General features: G+C 62.9%; 12 protein-coding genes (1 of these 12 cut by a window edge). 8 read left to right on the top strand and 4 right to left on the bottom strand.

Going from position 1 to position 22192, the window contains the following annotated elements; all coding sequences use genetic code 11:
- Nucleotides 1-42: 42 nt before the first annotated feature.
- Entirely contained in the window at nucleotides 43-525 is a 483-nt protein-coding gene (locus M0808_RS22670) for a sigma-70 family RNA polymerase sigma factor (RefSeq protein ID WP_027614027.1), read from the bottom strand.
- Nucleotides 526-845: 320 nt separating this feature from the next.
- Between M0808_RS22670 and M0808_RS22665 the strand changes: the two genes are divergently transcribed.
- From M0808_RS22665 to M0808_RS22655, 3 genes are read left to right on the top strand one after another with little or no spacing between them, the layout of a single operon-like run.
- On the top strand, nucleotides 846-2015 hold the full coding sequence (locus M0808_RS22665) for an efflux RND transporter periplasmic adaptor subunit (RefSeq protein WP_247842485.1): 1170 nt from the start codon (nucleotides 846-848) through the stop codon (nucleotides 2013-2015).
- On the top strand, nucleotides 2016-3989 hold the full coding sequence (locus M0808_RS22660; RefSeq protein WP_247842484.1) for a MacB family efflux pump subunit: 1974 nt from the start codon (nucleotides 2016-2018) through the stop codon (nucleotides 3987-3989). It begins immediately after the preceding gene.
- Nucleotides 3990-3996: 7 nt separating this feature from the next.
- Nucleotides 3997-5388 (top strand): efflux transporter outer membrane subunit, encoded by a 1392-nt coding sequence (locus M0808_RS22655; RefSeq protein ID WP_247842483.1) that lies wholly within the window; start codon nucleotides 3997-3999, stop codon nucleotides 5386-5388.
- A gap of 256 nt (nucleotides 5389-5644) precedes the next feature.
- Here M0808_RS22655 and M0808_RS22650 read toward each other — a convergent pair whose 3' ends face one another.
- Complete coding sequence (locus M0808_RS22650) at nucleotides 5645-7264, bottom strand: PvdJ/PvdD/PvdP-like protein (RefSeq protein ID WP_247842482.1); 1620 nt, start codon at nucleotides 7262-7264, stop codon at nucleotides 5645-5647.
- A 320-nt stretch (nucleotides 7265-7584) separates the two neighbouring features.
- Between M0808_RS22650 and pvdM the strand changes: the two genes are divergently transcribed.
- The 5 genes from pvdM (at nucleotide 7585) to M0808_RS22625 (ending at nucleotide 15553) form a co-directional block, all read left to right on the top strand.
- Nucleotides 7585-8955, top strand: coding sequence for a pyoverdine-tailoring dipeptidase-like protein PvdM (pvdM, locus tag M0808_RS22645; RefSeq protein ID WP_247842481.1), 1371 nt, complete (start codon nucleotides 7585-7587; stop codon nucleotides 8953-8955).
- Entirely contained in the window at nucleotides 8952-10232 is a 1281-nt protein-coding gene (locus tag M0808_RS22640; RefSeq protein ID WP_247842480.1) for an aminotransferase class V-fold PLP-dependent enzyme, read from the top strand. Before pvdM ends, M0808_RS22640 begins: the two co-directional genes overlap by 4 nt.
- Before the next feature lie 37 nt (nucleotides 10233-10269).
- The gene (locus tag M0808_RS22635) at nucleotides 10270-11178 is read left to right on the top strand and encodes a formylglycine-generating enzyme family protein (RefSeq protein WP_247842479.1); all 909 of its coding nucleotides are present in this window, start codon (nucleotides 10270-10272) and stop codon (nucleotides 11176-11178) included.
- 146 nt (nucleotides 11179-11324) lie between these two features.
- Nucleotides 11325-12974, top strand: a complete 1650-nt coding sequence (locus M0808_RS22630) for a cyclic peptide export ABC transporter (RefSeq protein ID WP_007968743.1) — start codon at nucleotides 11325-11327, stop codon at nucleotides 12972-12974.
- Between the two features lie 116 nt (nucleotides 12975-13090).
- Nucleotides 13091-15553: a TonB-dependent siderophore receptor gene (locus M0808_RS22625; RefSeq protein ID WP_247842478.1), complete on the top strand. Its 2463-nt coding sequence runs from the start codon at nucleotides 13091-13093 to the stop codon at nucleotides 15551-15553.
- 949 nt (nucleotides 15554-16502) lie between these two features.
- Here M0808_RS22625 and M0808_RS22620 read toward each other — a convergent pair.
- Nucleotides 16503-17462, bottom strand: a complete 960-nt coding sequence (locus M0808_RS22620) for an alpha/beta hydrolase (protein ID WP_247842477.1) — start codon at nucleotides 17460-17462, stop codon at nucleotides 16503-16505.
- A 67-nt stretch (nucleotides 17463-17529) separates the two neighbouring features.
- On the bottom strand, nucleotides 17530-22192 hold the 3' end of the coding sequence (locus tag M0808_RS22615; protein ID WP_247842476.1) for a non-ribosomal peptide synthase/polyketide synthase. Its footprint extends 10334 nt past the window's final position; only the last 4663 of its 14997 coding nucleotides appear in the window; the start codon falls outside the window, past its right edge; the stop codon is at nucleotides 17530-17532.

The following is a 22192-nucleotide window of genomic DNA, read 5'->3' as shown; positions in this document are numbered from 1 at the left end:
AGTAGGAACGAGGACAGTGAAATAAAATTTAGCGATGGCGGCTCAATGGGCATCCCATTGCTTGATGCGCAGGCGGCAATGCTTCATCGCATTGACGATGTGTTTTTCCACCAGTGCCTTGGAAATTCCCAGCTGTTCGGCAATCTGCGGGTGCGACAGGCCTTCGATCTTGCGCAGCAGAAAACTGTCGCGGCACAGCGGCGACAATTCCGCCAGGGCGCGCTGGAGCATCTCCAGACGCTGGCCGTGATCGAGAGTGCCATGGGGCGACGGGGTGAAATAGCGCTCTTCGCTGTCGAGCACTTCCAGTGGCTCGACCTGGCGCAAGGCGTTGCGCCGATGATCGTCGATCACCAGATTCAGCGCCGTGCGATAAAGAAAGGCCCGGGGCTGCTCGATGGGCGTGTCGCTGGAGCGTTCCAGAACCCGCACATAAGCGTCATGCACCACATCTTCGGCGACCTGACGGTTGCCGAGCTTGGCGTTCAGGAAACACACCAGCTCGCGATAGTAGTTTTCCAACATGACTCCCGGCCGCATCGATGCGGATTCGATCCTTGAGCACACTGATCGACGGCCCGCGAACACGGGTAGCAAGATAGTGGCAACTGAGGTGCGTAATTTATAGTAATTCTCATATAGATTTAAAGTGGCGTTTGTCGTTGCCCGCTAAATAGTGCCGTTCTATACCTGTAACATCCTGTGTCTTCGCTTAAATTCCCCTGCGCATTCATCGTTTACAGGACAGCTCCCCGTGTCTGTCGCGCCCTGCGACAGCGTTCTGCGGCTGCGCGCTGTGGCGTGCAGTCGGACGACGGGCCGAATTCCACTGGCCGGAACCCTGCATGAAACGTCCCCGCCCCGCTCGACGCGCCCTGCTCGCAGTCCTTTGTCTGATTCCTGTTGTTGCCTACGCCGCGTGGCAAATCATGCCGCCGGGCCGCGAGCGCTTCGCCACCGTGCAAGTCAGCCGTGGCGACATCGAGAGCAGCGTCACCGCGCTGGGCACCCTGCAACCGCGCCGTTATGTCGATGTCGGCGCGCAGGCCTCCGGGCAGATCCAGAAGATCCACGTCGAAGTCGGTGACGTAGTCAAGGAAGGTCAACTGTTGGTGGAAATCGATCCGTCCACGCAGAAGGCCAAACTCGACGCCGGGCGCTTCTCCATCGAAAACCTCAAGGCGCAATTGCAGGAGCAGCGCGCCCAGCATGAACTGGCGCGGCAGAAGTATCAGCGTCAGCAGAATCTCGCCGCCGGCGGCGCCACCCGTGAAGAAGACGTGCAAACCGCCCGTGCAGAACTGAAAGCCACTCAGGCGCGCGTCGACATGTTCCAGGCGCAGATCCGCCAGGCTGAAGCGAGCCTGCGCAGCGATCAGGCCGAACTCGGCTACACGCGGATCTACGCGCCGATGGCCGGCACCGTGGTTGCCCTCGACGCCCGCGAAGGCCAGACCCTCAACGCGCAACAGCAGACGCCGCTGATCCTGCGCATCGCCAAGCTGTCACCGATGACCGTGTGGGCCGAGGTTTCCGAGGCTGACATCGGTCACGTCAAACCGGGCATGACCGCCTACTTCACCACCCTCAGCGGCGGTCAGCGGCGCTGGAGCAGCACCGTGCGGCAGATCCTGCCGGTGCCGCCCAAGCCGCTGGATCAGACCAGCCAGGGCGGCGGCAGCCCGGCCAGCAGCAAAAGCGGCAGCGCCCGCGTTGTGCTGTACACGGTTTTGCTCGACGTCGATAACGCCGACAACGCCTTGATGGCCGAGATGACCACCCAGGTGTTTTTCGTCGCCAATCAGGCCAGAGGCGTGCTCACCGCGCCGGTCGCCGCGTTGCAGGGCAGCACCACGGCCAACCTGCAAACCGCTCAGGTGGTCGCGGCCAACGGCGAGATTCAGCAGCGCGAGGTACGCACCGGCATCAGCGACCGGCTCAAGGTGCAGATCGTCGACGGCCTCAACGAAGGCGATCATCTGCTGATCGGCCCGGTCGACGGCAGCGGAGGCTGAATGCAAACGCCTCTGATCGACCTGCAGGACATTCGTAAATCCTACGGCGGCGGTGACGCTCCGCAAGTTCACGTGTTGCGCGGCATCGACCTGTCGATTCACGCTGGTGAATTCGTGGCGATTGTCGGCGCATCCGGCTCCGGCAAATCGACCCTGATGAATATCCTCGGCTGCCTCGACCACCCGACCTCCGGCGAGTACCGCTTTGCCGGGGAAAACGTCGCCGGCCTCGACAGCGACGAGCTGGCCTGGCTGCGCCGCGAAGCCTTTGGATTTGTGTTCCAGGGCTATCACCTGATTCCGTCCGGCTCGGCCCAGGAAAACGTCGAGATGCCGGCGATCTATGCCGGCACCCCGGCCGCCGAGCGTCACGCCCGCGCCGCCGCCCTGCTCGACCGACTCGGCCTGGCCTCGCGCACCGGCAACCGCCCGCATCAGTTGTCCGGTGGCCAACAGCAACGGGTGTCGATTGCCCGGGCGTTGATGAACGGCGGCCATATCATCCTCGCCGACGAACCCACCGGCGCCCTCGACAGCCACAGCGGCAAAGAAGTGATGACGCTGCTCGATGAGCTGGCGAGCCAGGGCCACGTAGTGATCCTCATCACCCACGACCGCGAAGTCGCGGCCCGGGCCAAACGCATCATCGAAATACGCGACGGCCTGATCATCAGCGACAGCGCCCGCGATGATCCCCACGCCCAGACCAGCGCCAATCCCGGCGCCCTGCAAGCGGTGGATCTGCGCCAGCGTCTGGTCGACGGCGCCGAAGCCACCGGCGCCTGGAAAGGCGAACTGGTCGATGCCCTGCACGCAGCGTGGCGGGTGATGTGGATCAACCGTTTTCGCACCGCGCTGACCCTGCTCGGGATCATCATCGGCGTGGCATCGGTGGTGGTGATGCTGGCGGTCGGTGAAGGCAGCAAACGCCAGGTGATGGCGCAGATGGGCGCCTTCGGTTCAAACATTATTTATCTGAGCGGCTCGGCGCCCAACCCGCGCACGCCGCCGGGGATCATCACCCTCGACGATGTGCACGCGCTGGCCAGCCTGCCGCAAGTGCAGCGGATCATGCCGGTCAACGGCGCCGAGGCCGGCGTACGTTACGGTAATGCCGACCACCTGAGTTACGTCGGCGGCAACGACACCAACTTCCCGGCGATCTTCAACTGGCCGGTGGTGCAAGGCAGTTACTTCACCGAGGCCGATGAGCAGAATGCTGCAGCCGTCGCGGTGATCGGCCACAAAGTCCGCAGCAAACTGCTCAAGGATGTGCCGAACCCGATCGGCCAATTCATCCTGATCGAGAATGTGCCGTTCCAGGTGGTCGGCGTGCTTGCGGAAAAAGGCGCCAGCTCCGGCGACTCCGACAGTGATAACCGCATCGCAATCCCCTATTCGGCGGCCAGCGTCCGGCTGTTCGGCACGCGCAATCCGGAATACGTGGCCATTGCCGCCGCCGACGCGCGCAAGGTCAAGGACACCGAGCAGGCCATCGAGCAACTGATGCTGCGCCTGCACAACGGCAAGAAGGATTTCGAACTGACCAACAACGCCGCGATGATCCAGGCCGAGGCCCGCACCCAGAACACCCTGTCGCTGATGCTCGGTTCGATTGCGGCGATTTCGCTGCTGGTCGGCGGCATCGGCGTGATGAACATCATGCTCATGACCGTGCGCGAGCGGACTCGCGAGATCGGCATTCGCATGGCCACCGGCGCACGTCAGCGCGACATCCTCCGACAGTTCCTCACCGAAGCGGTGATGCTCTCGGTGGTCGGCGGCATTGCCGGGATCGCCCTGGCCTTGATTGTCGGCGGCGTGCTGATTCTCAGCGAAGTGGCCGTGGCCTTTTCCTTGATGGCGGTACTCGGCGCCTTCGGCTGCGCCTTGGTCACCGGTGTTGTCTTCGGCTTCATGCCTGCCCGCAAAGCTGCCCGGCTCGACCCGGTCACGGCCCTTACCAGTGAATGATCGATCTATGAAACCGCGCCTCAGCCTGTTGACCGTGTGCCTGATCCTCAGTGCCTGCGGCAGTCCCGTTCAACGCCCGGACAGTGGCGTGCAAACGCCAACTGCCTGGCAGTCGCCCCATGGCGCCAGCGTTGCCCGCAACAACCCGCAGTGGTGGACGCAATTTGGCAGCCCGGAACTGGATCGCCTGATCGAACAGGCTCGCGTCGGCAGTTTCGACCTCGCGGCCGCCGTTGCTCGAGTGCATCAGGCGCAGGCGGGCACCGTCATCGCTGGCGGCTCACAGTTGCCGGAGGTCAAGGCCGGTCTGAATGCCAATCGGCAGAAACTGCTGCGCGGCAATGGCTACAGCCAACTCGATGCCAACAGCAGCAACAAGGCGGTGGACTATTTCGATACCAACCTGAGCGCCACCTACGAAATCGATTTCTGGGGCGGCAAACGCGCCTCGCGCGACAGTGTGCAGTTCGCCCTGCAGGCCAGCGAATTCGACCGGGCGACGGTCGAACTGACATTGCTCAGCGGCGTTGCCAGCACGTATGCGCAAACCTTGTCGCTACGCGAGCAGAGCCGCATCGCCGAACTCAATCTGGCCAACGCACAAAGCGTGCTGAAACTGGTGCAGACGCGGTTTGATTCAGGCTCGGCAACTGCGTTGGAACTGGCGCAACAGAAGAGCCTGGTCGCGGCCCAGCAATGGCAATTACCGCGCGTGCAACAGCAAGCCCAGGACGCGCTGATCAGCCTCGCCGCCCTGCTCGGCCGACCGGTGCAGCAACTGTCGACAACAGAGTCCTTCGATCACCTGCAGTGGCCAGACATCGCCGCCGGCGTGCCCAGCGAGTTGCTCACGCATCGTCCGGACATCGCACGCGCCGAAGCCCAACTGGCCGCCGCCGAAGCTGACGTCAAAGTCGCTCGCGCGGCCATGTTGCCGGCACTGACCCTGACCGCCCAACTCGGCTCGGGAGCCAATCAGTTCGACGATTTGATCCGCAGCCCTTTCTACAACCTGACCGCCGGACTGGTCGCACCGATTTTCAATAACGGTCGCCTCGGCGCGGAACGCGACAAGGCCTCTGCGCGCCAACAAGAGCTGCTGGAAACTTACCGTGGGGCGATCGTCAACGGTTTCGCCGATGTGGAAAAAGCGCTCAATAGCATTCGCCGCCTGGATGAGCAGCGGTTGTGGCAGAACGAAGAACTGAATCAGGCGCAGACCGCGTTCGACATCGCCCAGAGCCGTTACCAGGCCGGCGCTGAAGACTTGCTGACTGTCCTCGAAACCCAGCGCACCTTGTACGCAGCGCAGGATCAGAACGTGCAACTGCGCCTGGCGCGGATGCAGGCGAGCATTGCGCTGTACAAGGCGCTTGGTGGCGGGTGGCAGACCTTGTAATTGCGGCGACTGACAGATCGCCTTCGCGAGCAAGCTCGCTCCCACATTTGATCGTGTTCCATCAGCAGGAATGCGTTCTCATGCAGGAGTCAGCCAGCTCGCGATGGCGGTGGCTCAGGCAATTGAATGTCGACTGGTCGGGCGCTATCGCGAGCAGGCTCACTCCTACAGGGTGTCCGGGGTCAGTCCGGACATTGTGGGCTGACACATAACCCTGTGGGAGCGGGCTTGCTCGCGAAGAACGATAACGCAGCCCTCAAGTCGGGCTGGTTTTAGGCTTCAGATTGCGCGCATACCATGGCCGTTGCGGCACGCGGCGGAACAGGCCGGCGAGTTTTTCCTCGTCGGTGATGAAGGTGATGCGCAGCGCCAGTTTCATGGTTTCCGGATCCATCTCCACCGACTTGCCCATCTGCAACCCCGGCGTGGTGCTGCAGCCATGGGTGATCGGCCCGAGCCATGGGTCGTCGACCTCGACCCAGCGCCCCGGGGCAAACCATGGCACGCCATTGACCTGCAGCCGCGTGACTTCACCCGGATGGAAGCGCTCGTGGGCGCGGAACCAGTCCTCGATGCGATCATCGATCCAGCCATGGAAATGCCAGAACGTCGGGTTGACGTGGGAAGAAAACGGATCGCCGAGGAAATCATTTTCGGCGTTGTACCAGCGGGCCGCGAAGTCCGCCGGATCGCGGGCGAATGGCACCGGCTGACCGTTGGACGGATCGCGTGGCACGGAGGCCCAGCGCATGTGCAGCCAGTCATGCAGGCCCAGCTCGACTTCGGAGCCGAACTGGCCGAGGGTGAGCCGGGCCAGATACGCCGGATCGCGGTACTGCGACTCCCAGACCTGGAAGTTGCTTTCGTAGGTCTCGGCAGTCTTGATGTCGCTGACCCACTGACTGAATTCGTCATCACCCGCCGCCGTCCAGGTCGGCGGCAAGGCCGTACCGTCGTGGTTGTCGAAATAGCGGGCGAAGCCAACACGGTCGCGGATCAGCTCCGGCTGCGGCAGCGGGAAAAACGCCCAGGATGGCAGATCCTGCATCGAGCGCGCCGTCCCGAGCATGTGCCGGTGCATGAAGAAAAAGTCCACGCCCGAGCCATTGCGATCCTTGCGCGGGCCACGGGCATCGCGCTCCTTTTCACGCGGGCCGGGCTGCCAGCCGATGCCGCGCAAGGCCTCGCGTTTGTCCTCGGGCAGTTTGTGCCACTTGTCCCGGGTCGCATGCCACAACTGGTGAAACAGGCGATGCTCGGGAGAGATCAACCACGCCAGCAACGTCGGGTTGAGCGGCGTGCGCTCGCGCGCTTCGGGAAACAGCCGCTTGACGGCGACGAAGCGATTGTCCTGCGCCGGCAAGGCCAGCGCTCGATCCAGGCGCAAAGCCTTGCCGCTGAGGGTGCCACTGCCGGCATTGCCGAAGTCGGCCCAGACCTCATCGAGGATCATCTCCAGCTCATAGCTGATCTGGCCGTCGGCACCGATCAGGCGCCAGCTCAGTTTCGCCGCATCGGCTTTCGCGAGGTCGCCCAGAATTCGGTAACGCGGTGTTTCAGCGGAGCGCAGGCGCTCGGGCGTGTCGAGAAAACCGCACACGCCGCGTCCCTTCTGGCCGATGTCGAGAAATACTTGCAGGCCCTTGAGCGGCAAGCCTTCGAGGCCGGCATCGGCACCTTCAAAACGGATATCCCACACCCCGCGCAACGCATTCGCCAGGCGCTGTCCGGCCATGTCGGCGACGTCGAAAGACGCTTCGCCCGGGGTGATCGTCGGGTCCGGCTTCGTCCATTCACGATGCCCGAAATACGCCGCAGGCACGGCAGCGCCGGTCAGCGCCAGGCCCGCCATGAACCATCGTCGAGAAATCTTCATTGCCCTACCTGTGTCAGCCATGAAGCAGGCTTTATCCAAGCTAGAACGTTTGTTGCCCCGGCAAATTTAACGTGCCCGGCGATGATGACCCGTGGCGAGGGGATTCATCCCCGATGAGTTGCGAAGCAACTCCCATCCGACGCTGGCGGCGACACCAGAAGGGACGGCGCTCGCAGGCCTTGCGAGCGCTTCGCCCTCGATCGGGGATAAATCCCCTCGCCACAGTGTCAGGCTTAAATTTTGCCGCCAACCACTCGTTCTTCCCAGATAGCGAAGGCCCCCGCGCCTGCACCTCGATGGCGAACCTGACTGAGATGGCAATGACAAAACCACGTTCGAAAAAGGCTCTATTCATCGGCCTGCCGTTGGCCCTGGCGATCAGCGCCGGCGCAGGCTTTGCCGTGTGGCATCACTGGTTCAAGGACGACCTCGGCTACCCGGCCAAAGTCATGAAGCAGGCCGATGAGTTGCACGAACGCATGCTGTCTTTCGACAGCCATGTCAGCCTGACGCAAAATTTCGGCACCGATGGCCACGAAGCCGACAAGGACGGCGACGGCCAGTTCGACCTCGCCAAGGCCAACCGTGGGCGCCTGTCCGGCGCGGCCCTGACCATCTTCGGCTGGCCGGAAATGTGGAACGGCCCGAACGCCCCGCACAAGCCGACCCCCGGCTTCGTCGACGAGGCGCGCAACCAACAGGAAATCCGCTTCAAGATCATCTCCGGGATGGTTCGCGACTACCCCAATCAGGTCGCCATCGCCTACACCCCCGACGACTTCCGGCGTTTGCACGGCGAAGGCAAGTTCGCGATTTTCATCAGCATGCTCAACGCCTATCCGCTGGGCCACGACCTCAACCTGCTGGACCTGTGGACCGCGCGCGGCATGCGCATGTTCGGCTTCAGCTACATCGGCAACAACGACTGGGCCGATTCGTCGCGGCCGCTGCCATTTCTCAATGATTCGCCGGACGCCCTCGACGGCCTCTCGGATCTGGGCAAGCAAGCGGTCAAGCGCCTCAACGATCTGGGCGTGATCATCGACGTCTCGCAGATGTCGACCAAGGCCCTCGAGCAAGTCGCGCAACTGAGCCGCACACCGTTGGTGGCCTCGCATTCGGCACCGCGTGCGATGGTCGATATCCCGCGCAACCTCAGCGACAAGGAAATGCAGTTGATCAAAAACAGCGGCGGCGTGGTGCAGATCGTCGCGTTTTCGCAGTACCTGCGTCCGCTCACCCAACAAACCCAGGACAAGCTCAACGAGATGCGCAAGGACTTCGACCTGCCGCCGCTGCCGAACCTGGCGATGGCGCTGATGCCCGGCGACCCGATCATTGCCGCGTGGTCCGAGCAGAAGTTCGGCCAGTACGCCAGCCGCCTGTACGGCATCCTCGCAGAAGAACCGAAAGCCAGCCTCAAGGATCTGGGCGATGCCATCGATTACGCGGTGCGCAAGATCGGCATCGACCATGTCGGCATCAGCTCCGACTTCAACGAAGGTGGCGGCGTCAAAGGTTTCGAGAACGTCGGCGACATCCGTAACGTCACCGCCGAGCTGATCTCGCGCGGTTATTCCGAAGCGGACATCGCCAAGCTCTGGGGCGGCAACTTCCTGCGGGTCTGGGATCAGGTCGAGAAAGCCGCGAAACCGGCACTGGCCGCTGCGCCGGGAACTGCCCAGCCATGAGCAATCGTCGTGAGTTCTTGAAGCAGGCGGGGATTCTCGCGGCGGCGCTGCCACTGGGTGCGAGCCTGCCGAATGTCGCCGGTGCCGCGAGCGCTGCGCCCGTAACTGGCAACAAGTGGGCGCAGTTGCAGCAGCTGTTCGATCAGGATCCGGCGTATCTGCACTTCTCCAATTTCCTGATCACCTCACACCCGAAACCAGTGCGCGAGGCGATTGAGCGGCACCGCGCCGCCCTCGACAAAAATCCCGGCCTGGCCATGGATTGGGACCTCGGCGTGATCGAACAACGCGAAGAGAACGTCCGCGTCTGGGCCGGACGCTACCTGCAAGCCGACGCCAAACAGATCGCCCTGACCGGCAGCACCACCGAAGGTCTGGCGACGATCTACGGCGGCGTGCACGTGCGCCCCGATCAGGAAATCCTCACCACCGAGCACGAGCACTACGCGACCCACACCATCCTCGCCCTGCGTAGCGAACGCGACAGCACCCGGGTGCGCAAGATCCGCCTGTTCAAGGATTCGTACAGCGCCAGCAAGGCAGAAATCCTTGCTGCCATCGACGGCGCCATCCGCCCCGAAACCCGGGTGCTGGGCATGTGCTGGGTGCATTCGGGCAGCGGCATGAAACTGCCCATCGGTGAGATCGGCGCCATCGTCGACCGGCACAACCGTGGTCGCAGCGACGCCGACCGCATCGTTTACGTGGTCGACGGGGTGCATGGCTTCGGCGTGGACAACGTGAACTTCGCGCAAATGAACTGCGACTTCTTCATCGCCGGCACCCACAAGTGGATGTTCGGACCACGTGGCACCGGCATCGTCTGCAGCCGCTTCGCCGAGGTCAGATACGTCACCCCGATCATTCCGACGTTCTCCGAAGCCACGGCGTTTTCCACCACCATGACGCCCGGCGGCTATCACTCGTTCGAACACCGCTGGGCGCTGGACGAAGCGTTCAAATTGCATCTTGAGCTGGGCAAGGCCGAGGTCGAGGCGCGCATTTACGCGCTCAACAGCTACCTGAAACAACGCCTGCAGCAACGGCCGCAGATCGAACTGGTGACGCCACTGAGCCCCGAGCTGTCCGCCGGTTTCACCTTCTTCCGGGTCAAGGGCAAGGACAGCGACAAGATTGCCGCGCACCTGATGGCCAACCGTGTGGTGGCCGATGCCGTACACCGTGACGTCGGCCCGGTGATCCGCACCGCACCCGGGCTGCTCAACGACGAAGAGCAAATCGACCGCTTGCTGGCCGTGCTCGACCAGGCCCTTTGACCCGGACGCTCCCTTTTTTCTTTTAGCGAGACTCGCAATGAACAGTGAACTGCGTCGATTTTCCTTGAAGGCGCTGCCGGCGCTGATGCTCACCGCCCTCGCCGCCGGCCTGCTGCCGGGCGCTGCGCAGGCCGCCACTCCGCCTGCGCCGGGCAAGGTGTTCAAGGACTGCAAGGACTGCCCGGAAATGGTCGTGCTGCCCACCGGCACATTCACCATGGGCACCCCGGAGGATGAGGTCGGCCGCGAGCCGGATGAAGGGCCGCTGCACCCGGTGACGTTTGCCAAACCGCTGGCGATCAGCCGTTTCCAGATTCTGCGCGGCGAGTGGGACGCCTACCTCAAGGACAGCGGCTACAAAATGCCCGACGGCGACACTCGCCCCGGTCGCGCGTGCAAGGCCGGGATCCCGGATTATCAGGGCAGCGACCCGCGCAAGCAGTACACCGACAAGCACCCGGCAGTGTGCATGGATTTCCCGGAGGTCGAAGCTTACGTGGCCTGGCTGTCGAAGAAGACCGGCCAGCAATACCGGCTGGTCAGCGAGTCGCTGCGTGAATACGCCGCCCGCGCCGACAGCACGGGGCCGTTCCCCTTCCCGTTCGACGAGGGCAAGGAATACAGCATCGCCAAACACGCCAATACTTACGGCGCCGCCGATGGCTACAACTTCACCGCGCCGGCCGGCAGCTTTCCGGCCAACGCCTTCGGCGTCTACGACATGCACGGCAATATTTATGAGTGGACCGCCGATTGCTACAACGAGAACTACGTTGGCGCGCCAAGCGATGGCAGTGCCTGGCTGAGCGGCAAGTGCGAAGTGCGGCGCATCCGTGGCAACGACTGGGGCGAGGCACCGGTGTTCTCGCGCTCCGGCAACCGCAACGCCACTTTCACCGACACCCGTGGCGACTGGATCGGCTTCCGGGTCGCCCGCGATCTTTAACGCCATCGCCCGGCTAAATTAGCCGTCCTGCCAGTCGTTCTACAGGTGGGCGCGATCCTCCATGGCGCGCCCACCGCCCTCTACGTCATCCAGGCGAACCCACGCGCAGTGCCGGTGTTCGCCGCTCCTTCAAGCAGGGAACCTCCATGAGCAAACCAACACGCGGGGTGATCAATGAATTGTTCGCCCTGCTCAAACCCTTTCGACTGATCGTCAGCGTGTCGATCCTGCTCGGCATGGTCGGTGGCCTGAGCGTCACCGCACTGCTGGCGACCATCAACAACGTGCTGCACGCCGAGGGCGCACTGACCAGCACGATGGTCGCGGTGTTCGCCGGCCTGTGCCTGCTGGCCCTCACCAGCTCGATCTTCTCCGACATCGGCACCAATTTCGTCGGCCAGCACATCATCGCCAAATTGCGCAAAGAGCTTGGCGAGAAAGTCCTCTCGGCGCCGATCGAGCAGATCGAGCGCTATCGCAGCCATCGGCTGATTCCGGTGCTGACCCACGATGTCGACACCATCAGCGACTTCGCCTTCGCCTTTGCGCCGCTGGCGATTTCCCTGACCGTGACCCTCGGTTGCATGGGCTACCTGGCGATGTTGTCGTGGCCGATGTTCCTGATGATGGCGGTGGCGATCCTGATCGGCACGGTCATTCAGTACATCGCACGCGGGCGCGGCATGCAGGGATTCCTCAAGGCCCGCGACTACGAAGACGAGTTGCAGAAGCACTATCACGCAGTCGCCGAGGGCGCCAAGGAACTGCGCATCCACCGCCCGCGCCGGCATCGCATGTTCGTCTCGGGCATCGAAGGCACGGCCGACAAAATCTGCGACACGCAGGTGCGTTCGGTGAACATTTTCGTGGTCGCCAAGACCTTGGGGTCGATGCTGTTCTTCGTGGTGATCGGCCTGGCGCTGGGCCTGCAATCGCTGTGGCCGAGCGCCGACAAAGCGGTGATGAGCGGCTTCGTGCTGGTGCTGCTGTACATGAAAGGGCCGCTGGAACACATCATTGGCACCCTGCCGATCGTCAGTCGTGCGCAAATCGCGTTCCGCCGGATCGCCGACCTGTCCGAGCAATTCTCCTCGCCCGAGCCGCACCTGCTGCTCAGTGATCAGGGCCATCAAAAGACCCCGGTGCACAGCCTGGAACTGACCGATGTCTCGTACAGCTTCCCGACGGTAGAAGGCGCCAAGCCGTTCCGGTTGGGGCCGGTGAACCTGAAAATCGAACAGGGCGACATCATTTTCATCGTCGGCGAAAACGGCTGCGGCAAGACCACGCTGATCAAGTTGCTGCTGGGCCTGTACGCGCCGCAGCAAGGCGAAATCCGCCTCAATCAGCAGCTCGTCGATGCCGCCAACCGCGACGATTACCGCCAGTTGTTCACCACGATCTTCGCCGACTATTACCTGTTCGACGACGTGGTCCAGGGCGACACGCATATCCCGGAAGACGCCAACCAATACCTGGAGCGCCTGGAAATTGCGCACAAGGTCAGCGTGCGTGACGGCTCATTCACCACCACCGACCTGTCCACCGGCCAGCGCAAGCGTCTGGCCCTGATCAACGCCTGGCTGGAAGAGCGTCCGGTGCTGGTGTTCGACGAGTGGGCCGCCGATCAGGACCCGACCTTCCGGCGGATTTTCTACACCGAGCTGCTGCCGGACCTGAAGCGTCTGGGCAAGACCATCATCGTCATTTCCCACGACGATCGTTACTTCGATGTAGCAGACCAACTGGTGCGCATGAGCGCCGGCAAAGTGGTCACTGAGCTGCAACCCGCCTGACTGTGAAAATTTTGTAAAAAAATGGCGTTGAGCTTTCCGGTTTTCGGAAGGCTCAACGTCTTACTAACAGTTAATAGAAATAGTTCTCAGTCAACACTTTGAAGAGTAGAAGAACAATGCCCGCACCGCACGGACTCCACCCGCTCGCCAAGGCTCTGCTGATCCGCCGCTCCTTCCGTTGCACCTTGCCCGCGTTCTGCGCCATGGCCCTGACTGTGCCGATGATCGGCCAGGCCCAGGCCGCCGCCGTGGCGATCAATATTCCTGCACAGTCGCTGGGGAGCGCGTTGCAGGAATTCGGTCGCCAGACCAACCTCCAAGTGCTGTACAGCCCGGATGAAGTCAGCGGCCTGCGCAGCAGCGCCGTCAGTGGCAACCTGGAACCGACCGCCGCCATCGCGCAACTGCTGCAAGGCACCAACATCGCCTACAGCGTCGAAGGCAACAACGTCGCCTTGCGTTCGCGCAGCACCGGCGGCGCCAGCCTCGATCTGGCCCCGACCAGCATTTCCGCCACCGCCGAATCGGCCTGGGGCCCGGTCGACGGTATCGTCGCCAAGCGCAGCGCCACCGGTTCGAAGACCGATTCGTCGCTCAAGGAAATCCCGCAGACCATCAACGTCGTCACTCAAGACGAAATCAAGATGCGCGGCTCGAAGACCGTCACCGAGGCCCTGCAATACACGCCCGGCATGACCGGCGGCGGTTTCTCGGATCGAGTGAAGATCTTCGACGAACCGACCTCCCGTGGCTTCTCCCCTACTCCGCTGTACCTCGACGGCCTGCACATGCCTTACGGCGGCGGCAGCACCGGCGGTTCGCTGCAGATCGACCCGTACACCCTGGAGCGCGTCGAAGTGCTCAAGGGCCCGGCCTCGGTGCTGTACGGCCAGAACCAGCCGGGCGGTATCGTCAACATGGTCAGCAAGCGTCCGACCGCGACCCCGCTGCACGAAGTGAAGCTCGGTGGCGGCAGCTATGACCGCAAGTACGGTGCCTTCGACCTCGGCGGCCCGATCGACGACCAGGGCGAATTCCTCTACCGGCTGACCGGTGTGGTCAACGACAGCGGCTCGGCCATCGACTACGCCAGCCAGAACCGCATGCTGCTGGCGCCAAGCCTGACCTGGCTGCCCAACGACCAGACCACCATCACCGTGTTCGGTCAGTACCAGAAAGATCACGACGTACCGGAAGCTCAGGGCCTGCCCGCCAACGGCACCGTACATCGCAGCCAGGCCGGGCGCATCAGCCGCAGCCTGTTCCTCGGCGAGCCGGACGTGAACAAGTACCACCGCGAGCAGTTCGTCGTCGGTTACGAGATCGCTCACGAGCTCAACGACGTCTGGACCCTGAAGCAGAACGCGCGTTACGCCGACATCAACGACCAGTACGTGGCGCCGCTGCACGGTTATGCGTTCCCGACCAACCCGGTCACCGGCCTCAACGACGGCAGCTACCAGAGCCGTTATGCGGTGGACTGGTCGCAGCACAATAAGGTCTACGGCATCGATAACATTGCCCAGGCCAAGTTCCACACCGCCGACGTCGAGCACACCGTGCTGCTGGGTGTGGACTACTACCACTACAATTCGAAATTCCTCGGCCTGTACGACCGCACCGCTCCAGGTCTGGATCTGTACAACCCGGTGTATGGCAGCCAGATCAATTTCCGTCAGCCGTACAAATGGGACAACACCATCACCCAGACCGGCCTGTACGCTCAGGATCAACTCCGCTGGAACCAGTGGTTCCTGACCCTCGGCGGTCGGTATGACTTCGCCGAAACCGACAACAAGCAACCGCTGAGCGGCGGCCACAGCAACCAGAAGGACGAGAAGTTCACCGGGCGTGCCGGCCTGGGCTACGAGTTCGACAACGGCATCACGCCGTACGTCAGCTACGCCGAATCGTTCCTGCCGCAAACCGGTACCGACATGAGCGGCGGCGCCTTCGAACCGACCACCGGCAAGCAGTACGAAGTCGGCGTCAAGTACGAGCCGAAGTCGATCGACGGCTTCATCCAGCTGTCGGCGTACCAGATCGACCAGGACAATATGCTCACCACCGACCTCAACAACCCGGGCTTCAGCACCCAGAGCGGCTCCGTGCGTTCGCGCGGTATCGAGCTGGAAGGCAAGGTCAACGTCACCCGCAACCTGCGCGTGCTGGCGGCGGTGTCGCGTAACCAAACGAAGTGGGAGAAGGACAACGACGGTCGCGAAGGTCGCACTCTGGCCATGCGTCCACCGCTGACCGCCTCCGCGTGGGTCAACTACGACTTCGACATCTCTACCGCCCTCGCCGGTTTCGGCATGGGCCTGGGCGCCCGTTACGTGCGCAGCAGCTACGGTTCGGATTACGAGTCGGACTCGTTCCAGATTCCGTCCTATACCGTGTATGACGCCATGGTCTCTTACGACTTGGAGAAATCGCCGCTGCATGTCAAAGGCGTGAAGCTGCAAGCCAACCTGCAGAACCTCACTGACGAGAAGTACGTTGCCGCGTGCAATGGCACCCTCGACTGCTACTACGGCGAAGGCCGGACCATGACTGCTGACGTGACCTACAACTGGTAATACGTTTAGCGCTCACTGAAACGCCGGCATTTGCTGGCGTTTTTTTTTGGGGACTTGGCGGCCTTTGGGCCGACCAGGCTCTTGGGGTTTTGGGTGTATATCCGTTTCTGCGGGTGTTGCTGCTGGCGGTTTCGCTCTTACAGCGAGTCCCTTTTTCAAACGCCAAAAAGGAACCAAAACGCTTTGCCCCCGGCGTACGGCACTTCGCTGAGGCTCAGTGTTCCCTCGCTACGGTGTCCATCCGGGGCATCGCCTACGGTTTGCTTCGCTGCACCTCCTCTCGATGTATGCGGCTTCGCCGCATGGCGCTGCGCGCCTATCCCCCGGATGGACACCTACGCTCGGCCTGCCGAAGGGGCAAAAAATCAAAAGCCAAAGCAAGATCAAAAACCACATCAAAAACCCCTCACCCTAGCCCTCTCCCGGAGGGAGAGGGGACTGATCGAGGTGTTTGGGGGAGCTACGCAGACATGAAATACCGAGTCGAACTCAGGTTCTGAAAGGCTCACGAATTGGCTCCCTCTCCCTCGGGAGAGGGCTGGGCGGGCGGCGTTCCGATGAGGGGCAAATCCACCACAAAACCAAATCCGAACACCCGCTCTGCACCACTCAATAGGCCGAGTGTCAGCTCGCCTGCTTTTGATCTTGATCTGTAAGGCGACGTCGGAAGGCTGAGTGGAGGGATTCATCCGGGGGTGGGAGCGCAGCGACCGTTTGGCGCAGCCAAACACAGCGAGAGGAGGTGCAGCGAAGCAAACCGGAGGCGCTGCGCCCGGATGGAGCCCGGAGCGAAGGGACCCCGAGCCCCAGCGAGCGGGCCGAACGTAGGAGCAAGCGTTTTTTTGCTTACTTTTTTTAGGCGTTTGTAAAAAAAGTGAGTCGCCGTAAGGGCGAAACCCTAGGCGGCCGTTACCGCAGCAACGGATATTCACCCCACCCACCTACCCCATCAAGCCAAATCAAACACCTCTACCAAACGCCCAGCAATCAACCCCAGCGCCTCTTCAGCCTCATCAACAATCGCCCCCATCCGCATAAAGTCATGGGTCATGCCCGAGTACACCTGCAAATCCACAACAACCCCCGCCGCCTGCAAATGCCGGGCATACGCCACCCCCTCATCATGCAACGGATCACACTCGGCCAACACCATCAACACCGGCGCGACATCGGCCGGAACTTCGCCGAGCAACGGCGAGAAACGCGGATCAAGACGATCGCTGGCATCACGCTGATAGTGCGCGTAGAACCACTGCAGCGAAGCCTTCTCCAGCAGATAACCTTCGGCGAAACGCTCGATCGAAGGCGTAGTGCGACTGGCATCGGTGACCGGATAAATCAGCACCTGCAAACGCGGCTGCACAGCAGCATCCGTCAGTTGCGCAGCCAGCACCGTGGCCAGGCTGCCACCAACGCTGTCACCGGCAATCGCCAGCCGTGCCGTGTCGATGCCCAGATCAGCCGCACTCGCCACCAGCCAGTCCCAGGCATCACGGGCATCGTCGGCCGCTGTCGGGAAACGATGTTCCGGCGCCAGTCGATACGCCACCGACAGCACCACACAATCGGCCAGCGCGGCCAACGCGCGGCACAGCGAATCATGCGAGTCGAGGCTGCCGACCACATAGCCGCCGCCATGGAAATACAACAGTGCCGGACGACCGGCACCCGCCTGCAACGGATGATTGCTGTAGATCCGTGCGTTCAACAGTGCACCGTCACGCACCGGCAATTGCAGCTCATCCACCACGACCAGTTCTTCACCGCCGGCGTCCATCAGCAACGATGACTGATCGAATTGTTCACGGGCCTCGCTCGGGGTCAGCTCATGCATGCCGACGCGTTTGCCACTGGCCCGGCCGTTGCCGACCAATTGCAGAAATGCGGCGATATCAGGATTCAATGACATTCAAATCTCCAAAGCGATCGGGCGCCATCAGCGCCCGATCGGTTTTGCTTGGGTTTCACAGCAGGTTTCAGGACATGACTACTGATTCAACGATCTGGCCGAGCATTTCTTCAGCCTCGGACAGGAAAGTTTCATCGCGCGGGATCTGGAAGTGCCCGCAATCCAGCCATTCGCCGCCCATGCCCGGCTGGCCGAGTTGCGCCGCCAGTTCGAGTGCTTCGACCTCGCGACCCAAGGTCCACCAGCACGTCGGATTGACGGTCAGCGGCGCACAGCGCTCAAGCTTGAGCGACAACTGCTTGAGCCGGCGCGCCACGCTGAACACCTGCGCCAGTTCTTCGGCACCCAGCGCCACATAAGTCGACGCCCCGCGCTCGGCGCTCATGGCACGCTGGAACAGCGCGCGCAGGTTGTGCGGCGTTTCCTCACCGTCGATAGACAAGTCCGAAGCGGCGTCCGGCAGCGTCACCTGCAGGAAGTCGCGCAGGTCGGCTTGCCAGTCATCGACAGCCCCGGCGTCGACCGCCGCCGACGGCACGAAGCTGTCGACCAGCCCGACAAACTTGACCTGTTGCCCGGCCTGCTCCAGTTGCGCGGCGATCAACATCGCCAGCGTTCCGCCCAGCGACCAGCCCAGCAGGTGATACGGCCCCTGCGGCTGTTTCTGGCGAATCTGCGCCAGGTAATCACTGGCCATTTCCTGCAGCGAGGTGTCGTTGAACGCCGGATCCAGCAGCATCCGCGACTGAATCGCCAACAGCTGGCGTTGACCGCTCAGGCGCCGCGCCAGCGGCTCGTAGTCGAACACCGTGCCGAAACCGGCGTGCAGGCAGAACAACGGCGCCACGCCCCTGACCTCGGCGTTCATCGCCAGCAACCCGGAGGCTTTTTCCGCCGTGCCCTGAACGCTCGCTACCAGTTCGCCGATGCTCGGTTTCTGCATCAGGTCGCGCAGTTTCAGGCTCAGGCCCTGAGCCTTGAGCACACGGCTGCGGGCCACCACTTGCAGGCTGAGGATCGAGTCGCCACCCAGTTCGAAGAAGTTGTCGCTGAGCCCGACCCGTTCGATTTTCAGCACCTCCTGCCAGATCTTCGCCAGGGCTTTTTCCAGCTCGGTGCGCGGCTCGACGTAGGCTAGGCGCTGTTCGGCGTCCGGATTCGGCAGGGCTTTGCGGTCGAGTTTGCCGTTCGGCGTCAGCGGCATGCGCTCAAGCACCATCAGGTGTGCCGGCACCATGTAATCCGGCAGGCTGGCCTTGAGTTGCTCGCGCAGACGTTCGCCCAATCCGTCGGCCGGCGTCTCGGCAGCGGCCAGTACGTAGCCGAGCAGTTGCTTGCCGCTGAGACCCTCGCGGGCCACTACGGCGGCGTCACGCACGCCCGGCTGCTGCTTGAGGCGCGCTTCGATTTCACCCAGCTCGATGCGGAAACCACGAATCTTCACCTGATGGTCGATCCGCCCGAGATAGTCGACAGTGCCGTCGGCACGTTGGCGCACCAGGTCGCCGGTGCGGTACAGGCGACTGCCGTCGGCGCTGAACGGGTTGGCAACGAAACGTTCGGCGGTGCCACCGGCACGCCCCAGATAACCGCGAGCCAACGCGCCACCCAAGTACAACTCACCGGCAATGCCGGCCGGCAGCGGGTTGAGGTCGCTGTCGAGCACATAACCGCTGCGCTCGCCGACCACGCTGCCGATCGGCGCATAGGCCGCGCCGCATTGATCGTCGACCGCGGCCTTCCAGATCAGCGGCGTGACCACCGTTTCAGTCGGGCCATAGCCGTTGATGATGTACTGCGGTTGCAGTGCGCGTTTGGCCAGTTCGAAACTCGCCACCGGCACCGCATCCCCGCCGAAGCAGTAGATCCGCACCGGCGGCGGATTGCCGTGCTGTTCGGCGTGTTCGGCCAGTTGTTGCAGGTACACCGGCGGGAACGCGGCCACGGTCACGCCATGCTGATGCAGGGCGTCGTAGGTTTGTTCGGCCGTCCACAGGCTGTCGTCGCGAATCAGCAAACGAGCGCCGTGCGTCAGGGTGGTCAGCCAGCGCTCATGCGCGCCGTCGAAGGCGAACGACATGAAGTGCAACTCGCAATCGGCTGCGCTCATTTCGTAACGCTGACCGATCGCCTGGCAGTGCATCGCCAGCGGCCCGTGCGCCACGCCGACACCTTTCGGCTGACCGGTGGAGCCGGAGGTGTAGATCACGTAGGCCAAGTTGCCCGGCTGCACTGCCACCTGCGGTGCCGACGGCGGCTGAGCGCGCAGGTCCAGTTGATCGAGTTCCAGCACATGCAGGTTGGCCTGGGTCGGCAGCACCTGACGCAGACTCGAATCGCTGAGCAGCAAGGCGATGCCCGAATCGTGCATCAGATAACTCAAGCGCTCGCGCGGATAGGTCGCGTCCAGCGGCACATAGGCGCCACCAGCCTTGAGCACCGCCAACAGCGCGACAATCATGTTTTCGCTGCGTGGCAGGGCCACACCGACCCGCACTTCCGGACCGACACCTTCGGCGATCAGCGCATGCGCCAGACGATTGGCCCGCGCTTCGATCTGGCCATAACTGAAGGCTTGCTCATTGAAGATCACTGCGGTTTGTTCGGCACGCTGCGCGGCCCACCCGGCAACGCGCTGGTGCACCAGCGTGGTCTGCGCTTGCGCGACAACGTCCGGCGCGTGCGCGACTTGCCCGGTCGGCAGACCGATGCGTCCCAGCGCCTGCCCGGCGTCCTGAACCAGTGCGGTGAGCAGGCCTTCCATGTTGCTGCGGATGCCTTCCACGGTCGCCAGATCGAAGTGTTCGCGCAGGAACATGTACTCGATCACCAGCCCGTCTTCGAGGGTGACCATCAGGTCCATCGGGAAGTTGGTCAGGCCCGAGTTATTGATCTCGCCAAACTTCAGCGAATCATCGCGCCACTCGCGCAGCGCCTGATCGATCGGGTGGTTCTCGAACACGATGATGCTGTCGAACAGCGACTGCCCGGCACGCCCGCCCCAACGCTGGACGTCGGTCAGCGGGGTGTATTCGCGCTCGCGCATCTCCAGGTTGAAATCCTGCAACTCGCGCAACCAGGCGCCCACGGCCTGCTCGGCCGGCACGTCCTTGATCACCGGCAAGGTGTTGATGAACAGACCGAGGATCGATTCCGAGGCCGGCAAACTCGCCGGACGCCCCGCCACCGTCGCGCCGAACGCTACGCAACGCTGGCCGCTGTAACGGCTGAGCAGCACCAGCCATGCGCCCTGCACCAAGGTGTTGAGGGTGATCTGCTGCGCCTGGGCAAAGGCTTTCAACTGTTCGGTGCGGGCCTCGCCCAGACGGCTGTACAGCGCCTGGTGACCGCGACCGCTGCCGGTGCGCGTCACCGCGTCCGCCAGATAGGTCGGCTCGTCGAGCCGGCTCAGGTGCTGACGCCAGAAACCTTCGCTGGCATTCGCGTCCTGCTGCTGCAGCCAGTTGATGTAACCGCGGTACGGCACCGCGTCGGCCAGTGGTCGTCCGGAATACTGGCTCAGCACTTCACCGATCAACTGCGAACTGCTCCAGCCGTCGATCAGGATGTGATGGTAAGTCCAGATCAGTTGATAGCTGTGCTCGCTGACTTGCACCAGCGTCAGCCGTTGCAGCGGTGGCTGGTCAAGGTCGAAGCCCTTGGCCCGCTCGGCATCCGCCAGGCCTTGCAAGGCTTCGGCCGAATGATCCTGCTCACGCCAGTCGAGCAGACTGAACGGCAACTGCGGATCGGCGAGCACGAATTGCAGCGGCTCGGCCATGTCCTGCCAGAGGAAACCGGTGCGCAGAATGTCGTGGCGACGGCTGACGGTTTCCCACGCGGCTTGCAGACGCAGCGGCTCAAGGCCCTGCACCGGAACGCTCAACTGGTTGACGTACAGGTCCGCTTCCGGCGAATTCAGGCCGAGGAACAGCATGCCCTGCTGCATCGGCGACAAGCGATAGAGCCCGTCGAGTTGCCCCGCCGGCAGTGGCAGTTGCGCCACTTGCGCCTCGCTCAAGCCGTGCAGCGGCAGGTCGATCAGCGCCGGGTCCGGCGCCACACGCCCTTCGGCAGCCTGCACGCACAGGGCCAGTTGCTGAATGGTCGGTTGCTGGAACAGGTCTTTCGGGCTCAGCTCCAGCCCTTGCTGACGGGCGCGACTGACCACCTGAATCGAGATGATCGAATCGCCGCCCAAGGCAAAGAAACTGTCGTGGGTGCTGACCTGCTCAAGGCCCAGCACCTCTTTCCAAATCTCCACCAACATTTGCTCGGTGGCATTCGCCGGTTCGACGTGCAACTGCGCGGCACTCAGCTCCAGTGCTGGCAGGCGCTTGCGATCGATCTTGCCGTTGGGGGTCAGCGGCAGCTGCGCCAGCCACAGGCGGTGGCTCGGCACCATGTAATCCGGCAAGGTCGCGCCCAGCCAGTTGCCGAGGGTTTGCTGCAGTGCGGCCTGTTGCTCGGCGCTGGCCTCGATGATCGCCGGATCGCTCGGCACCAGATAGGCAATCAGTTGCTGACTGCCCGACACTTCGCTGGCCACGACCACCGCTTCACGCACGGCGGCATGCGCCAGCAGACGCGCTTCGATTTCGCCCAGTTCGATACGCAAGCCGCGAATTTTCACCTGATGGTCGATCCGGCCCATGTACTCCAGCTCGCCCTCCTCGCGCTGACGAATCAGGTCGCCGGTGCGGTACATGCGCTCGCCGTTGCCGACGAAC

Origin of the sequence: Pseudomonas sp. MWU12-3103b (genome assembly GCF_023100615.1) — a bacterium.
In the GTDB taxonomy this organism is placed as follows: domain Bacteria; phylum Pseudomonadota; class Gammaproteobacteria; order Pseudomonadales; family Pseudomonadaceae; genus Aquipseudomonas; species Aquipseudomonas putida_A.
This window is presented reverse-complemented; position numbering and strand designations above follow the sequence as displayed.

Excerpts from the sequence above, each read along its gene's own strand:
- M0808_RS22670 (WP_027614027.1), bottom strand. The coding sequence starts at position 525 with ATGTTGGAAAACTACTATCGCGAGCTGGTGTGTTTCCTGAACGCCAAG.
- M0808_RS22665 (WP_247842485.1), top strand. The coding sequence starts at position 846 with ATGAAACGTCCCCGCCCCGCTCGACGCGCCCTGCTCGCAGTCCTTTGT.
- M0808_RS22660 (WP_247842484.1), top strand. The coding sequence starts at position 2,016 with ATGCAAACGCCTCTGATCGACCTGCAGGACATTCGTAAATCCTACGGC.
- M0808_RS22655 (WP_247842483.1), top strand. The coding sequence starts at position 3,997 with ATGAAACCGCGCCTCAGCCTGTTGACCGTGTGCCTGATCCTCAGTGCC.
- M0808_RS22650 (WP_247842482.1), bottom strand. The coding sequence starts at position 7,264 with ATGAAGATTTCTCGACGATGGTTCATGGCGGGCCTGGCGCTGACCGGC.
- pvdM (WP_247842481.1), top strand. The coding sequence starts at position 7,585 with ATGACAAAACCACGTTCGAAAAAGGCTCTATTCATCGGCCTGCCGTTG.
- M0808_RS22640 (WP_247842480.1), top strand. The coding sequence starts at position 8,952 with ATGAGCAATCGTCGTGAGTTCTTGAAGCAGGCGGGGATTCTCGCGGCG.
- M0808_RS22635 (WP_247842479.1), top strand. The coding sequence starts at position 10,270 with ATGAACAGTGAACTGCGTCGATTTTCCTTGAAGGCGCTGCCGGCGCTG.
- M0808_RS22630 (WP_007968743.1), top strand. The coding sequence starts at position 11,325 with ATGAGCAAACCAACACGCGGGGTGATCAATGAATTGTTCGCCCTGCTC.
- M0808_RS22625 (WP_247842478.1), top strand. The coding sequence starts at position 13,091 with ATGCCCGCACCGCACGGACTCCACCCGCTCGCCAAGGCTCTGCTGATC.
- M0808_RS22620 (WP_247842477.1), bottom strand. The coding sequence starts at position 17,462 with ATGTCATTGAATCCTGATATCGCCGCATTTCTGCAATTGGTCGGCAAC.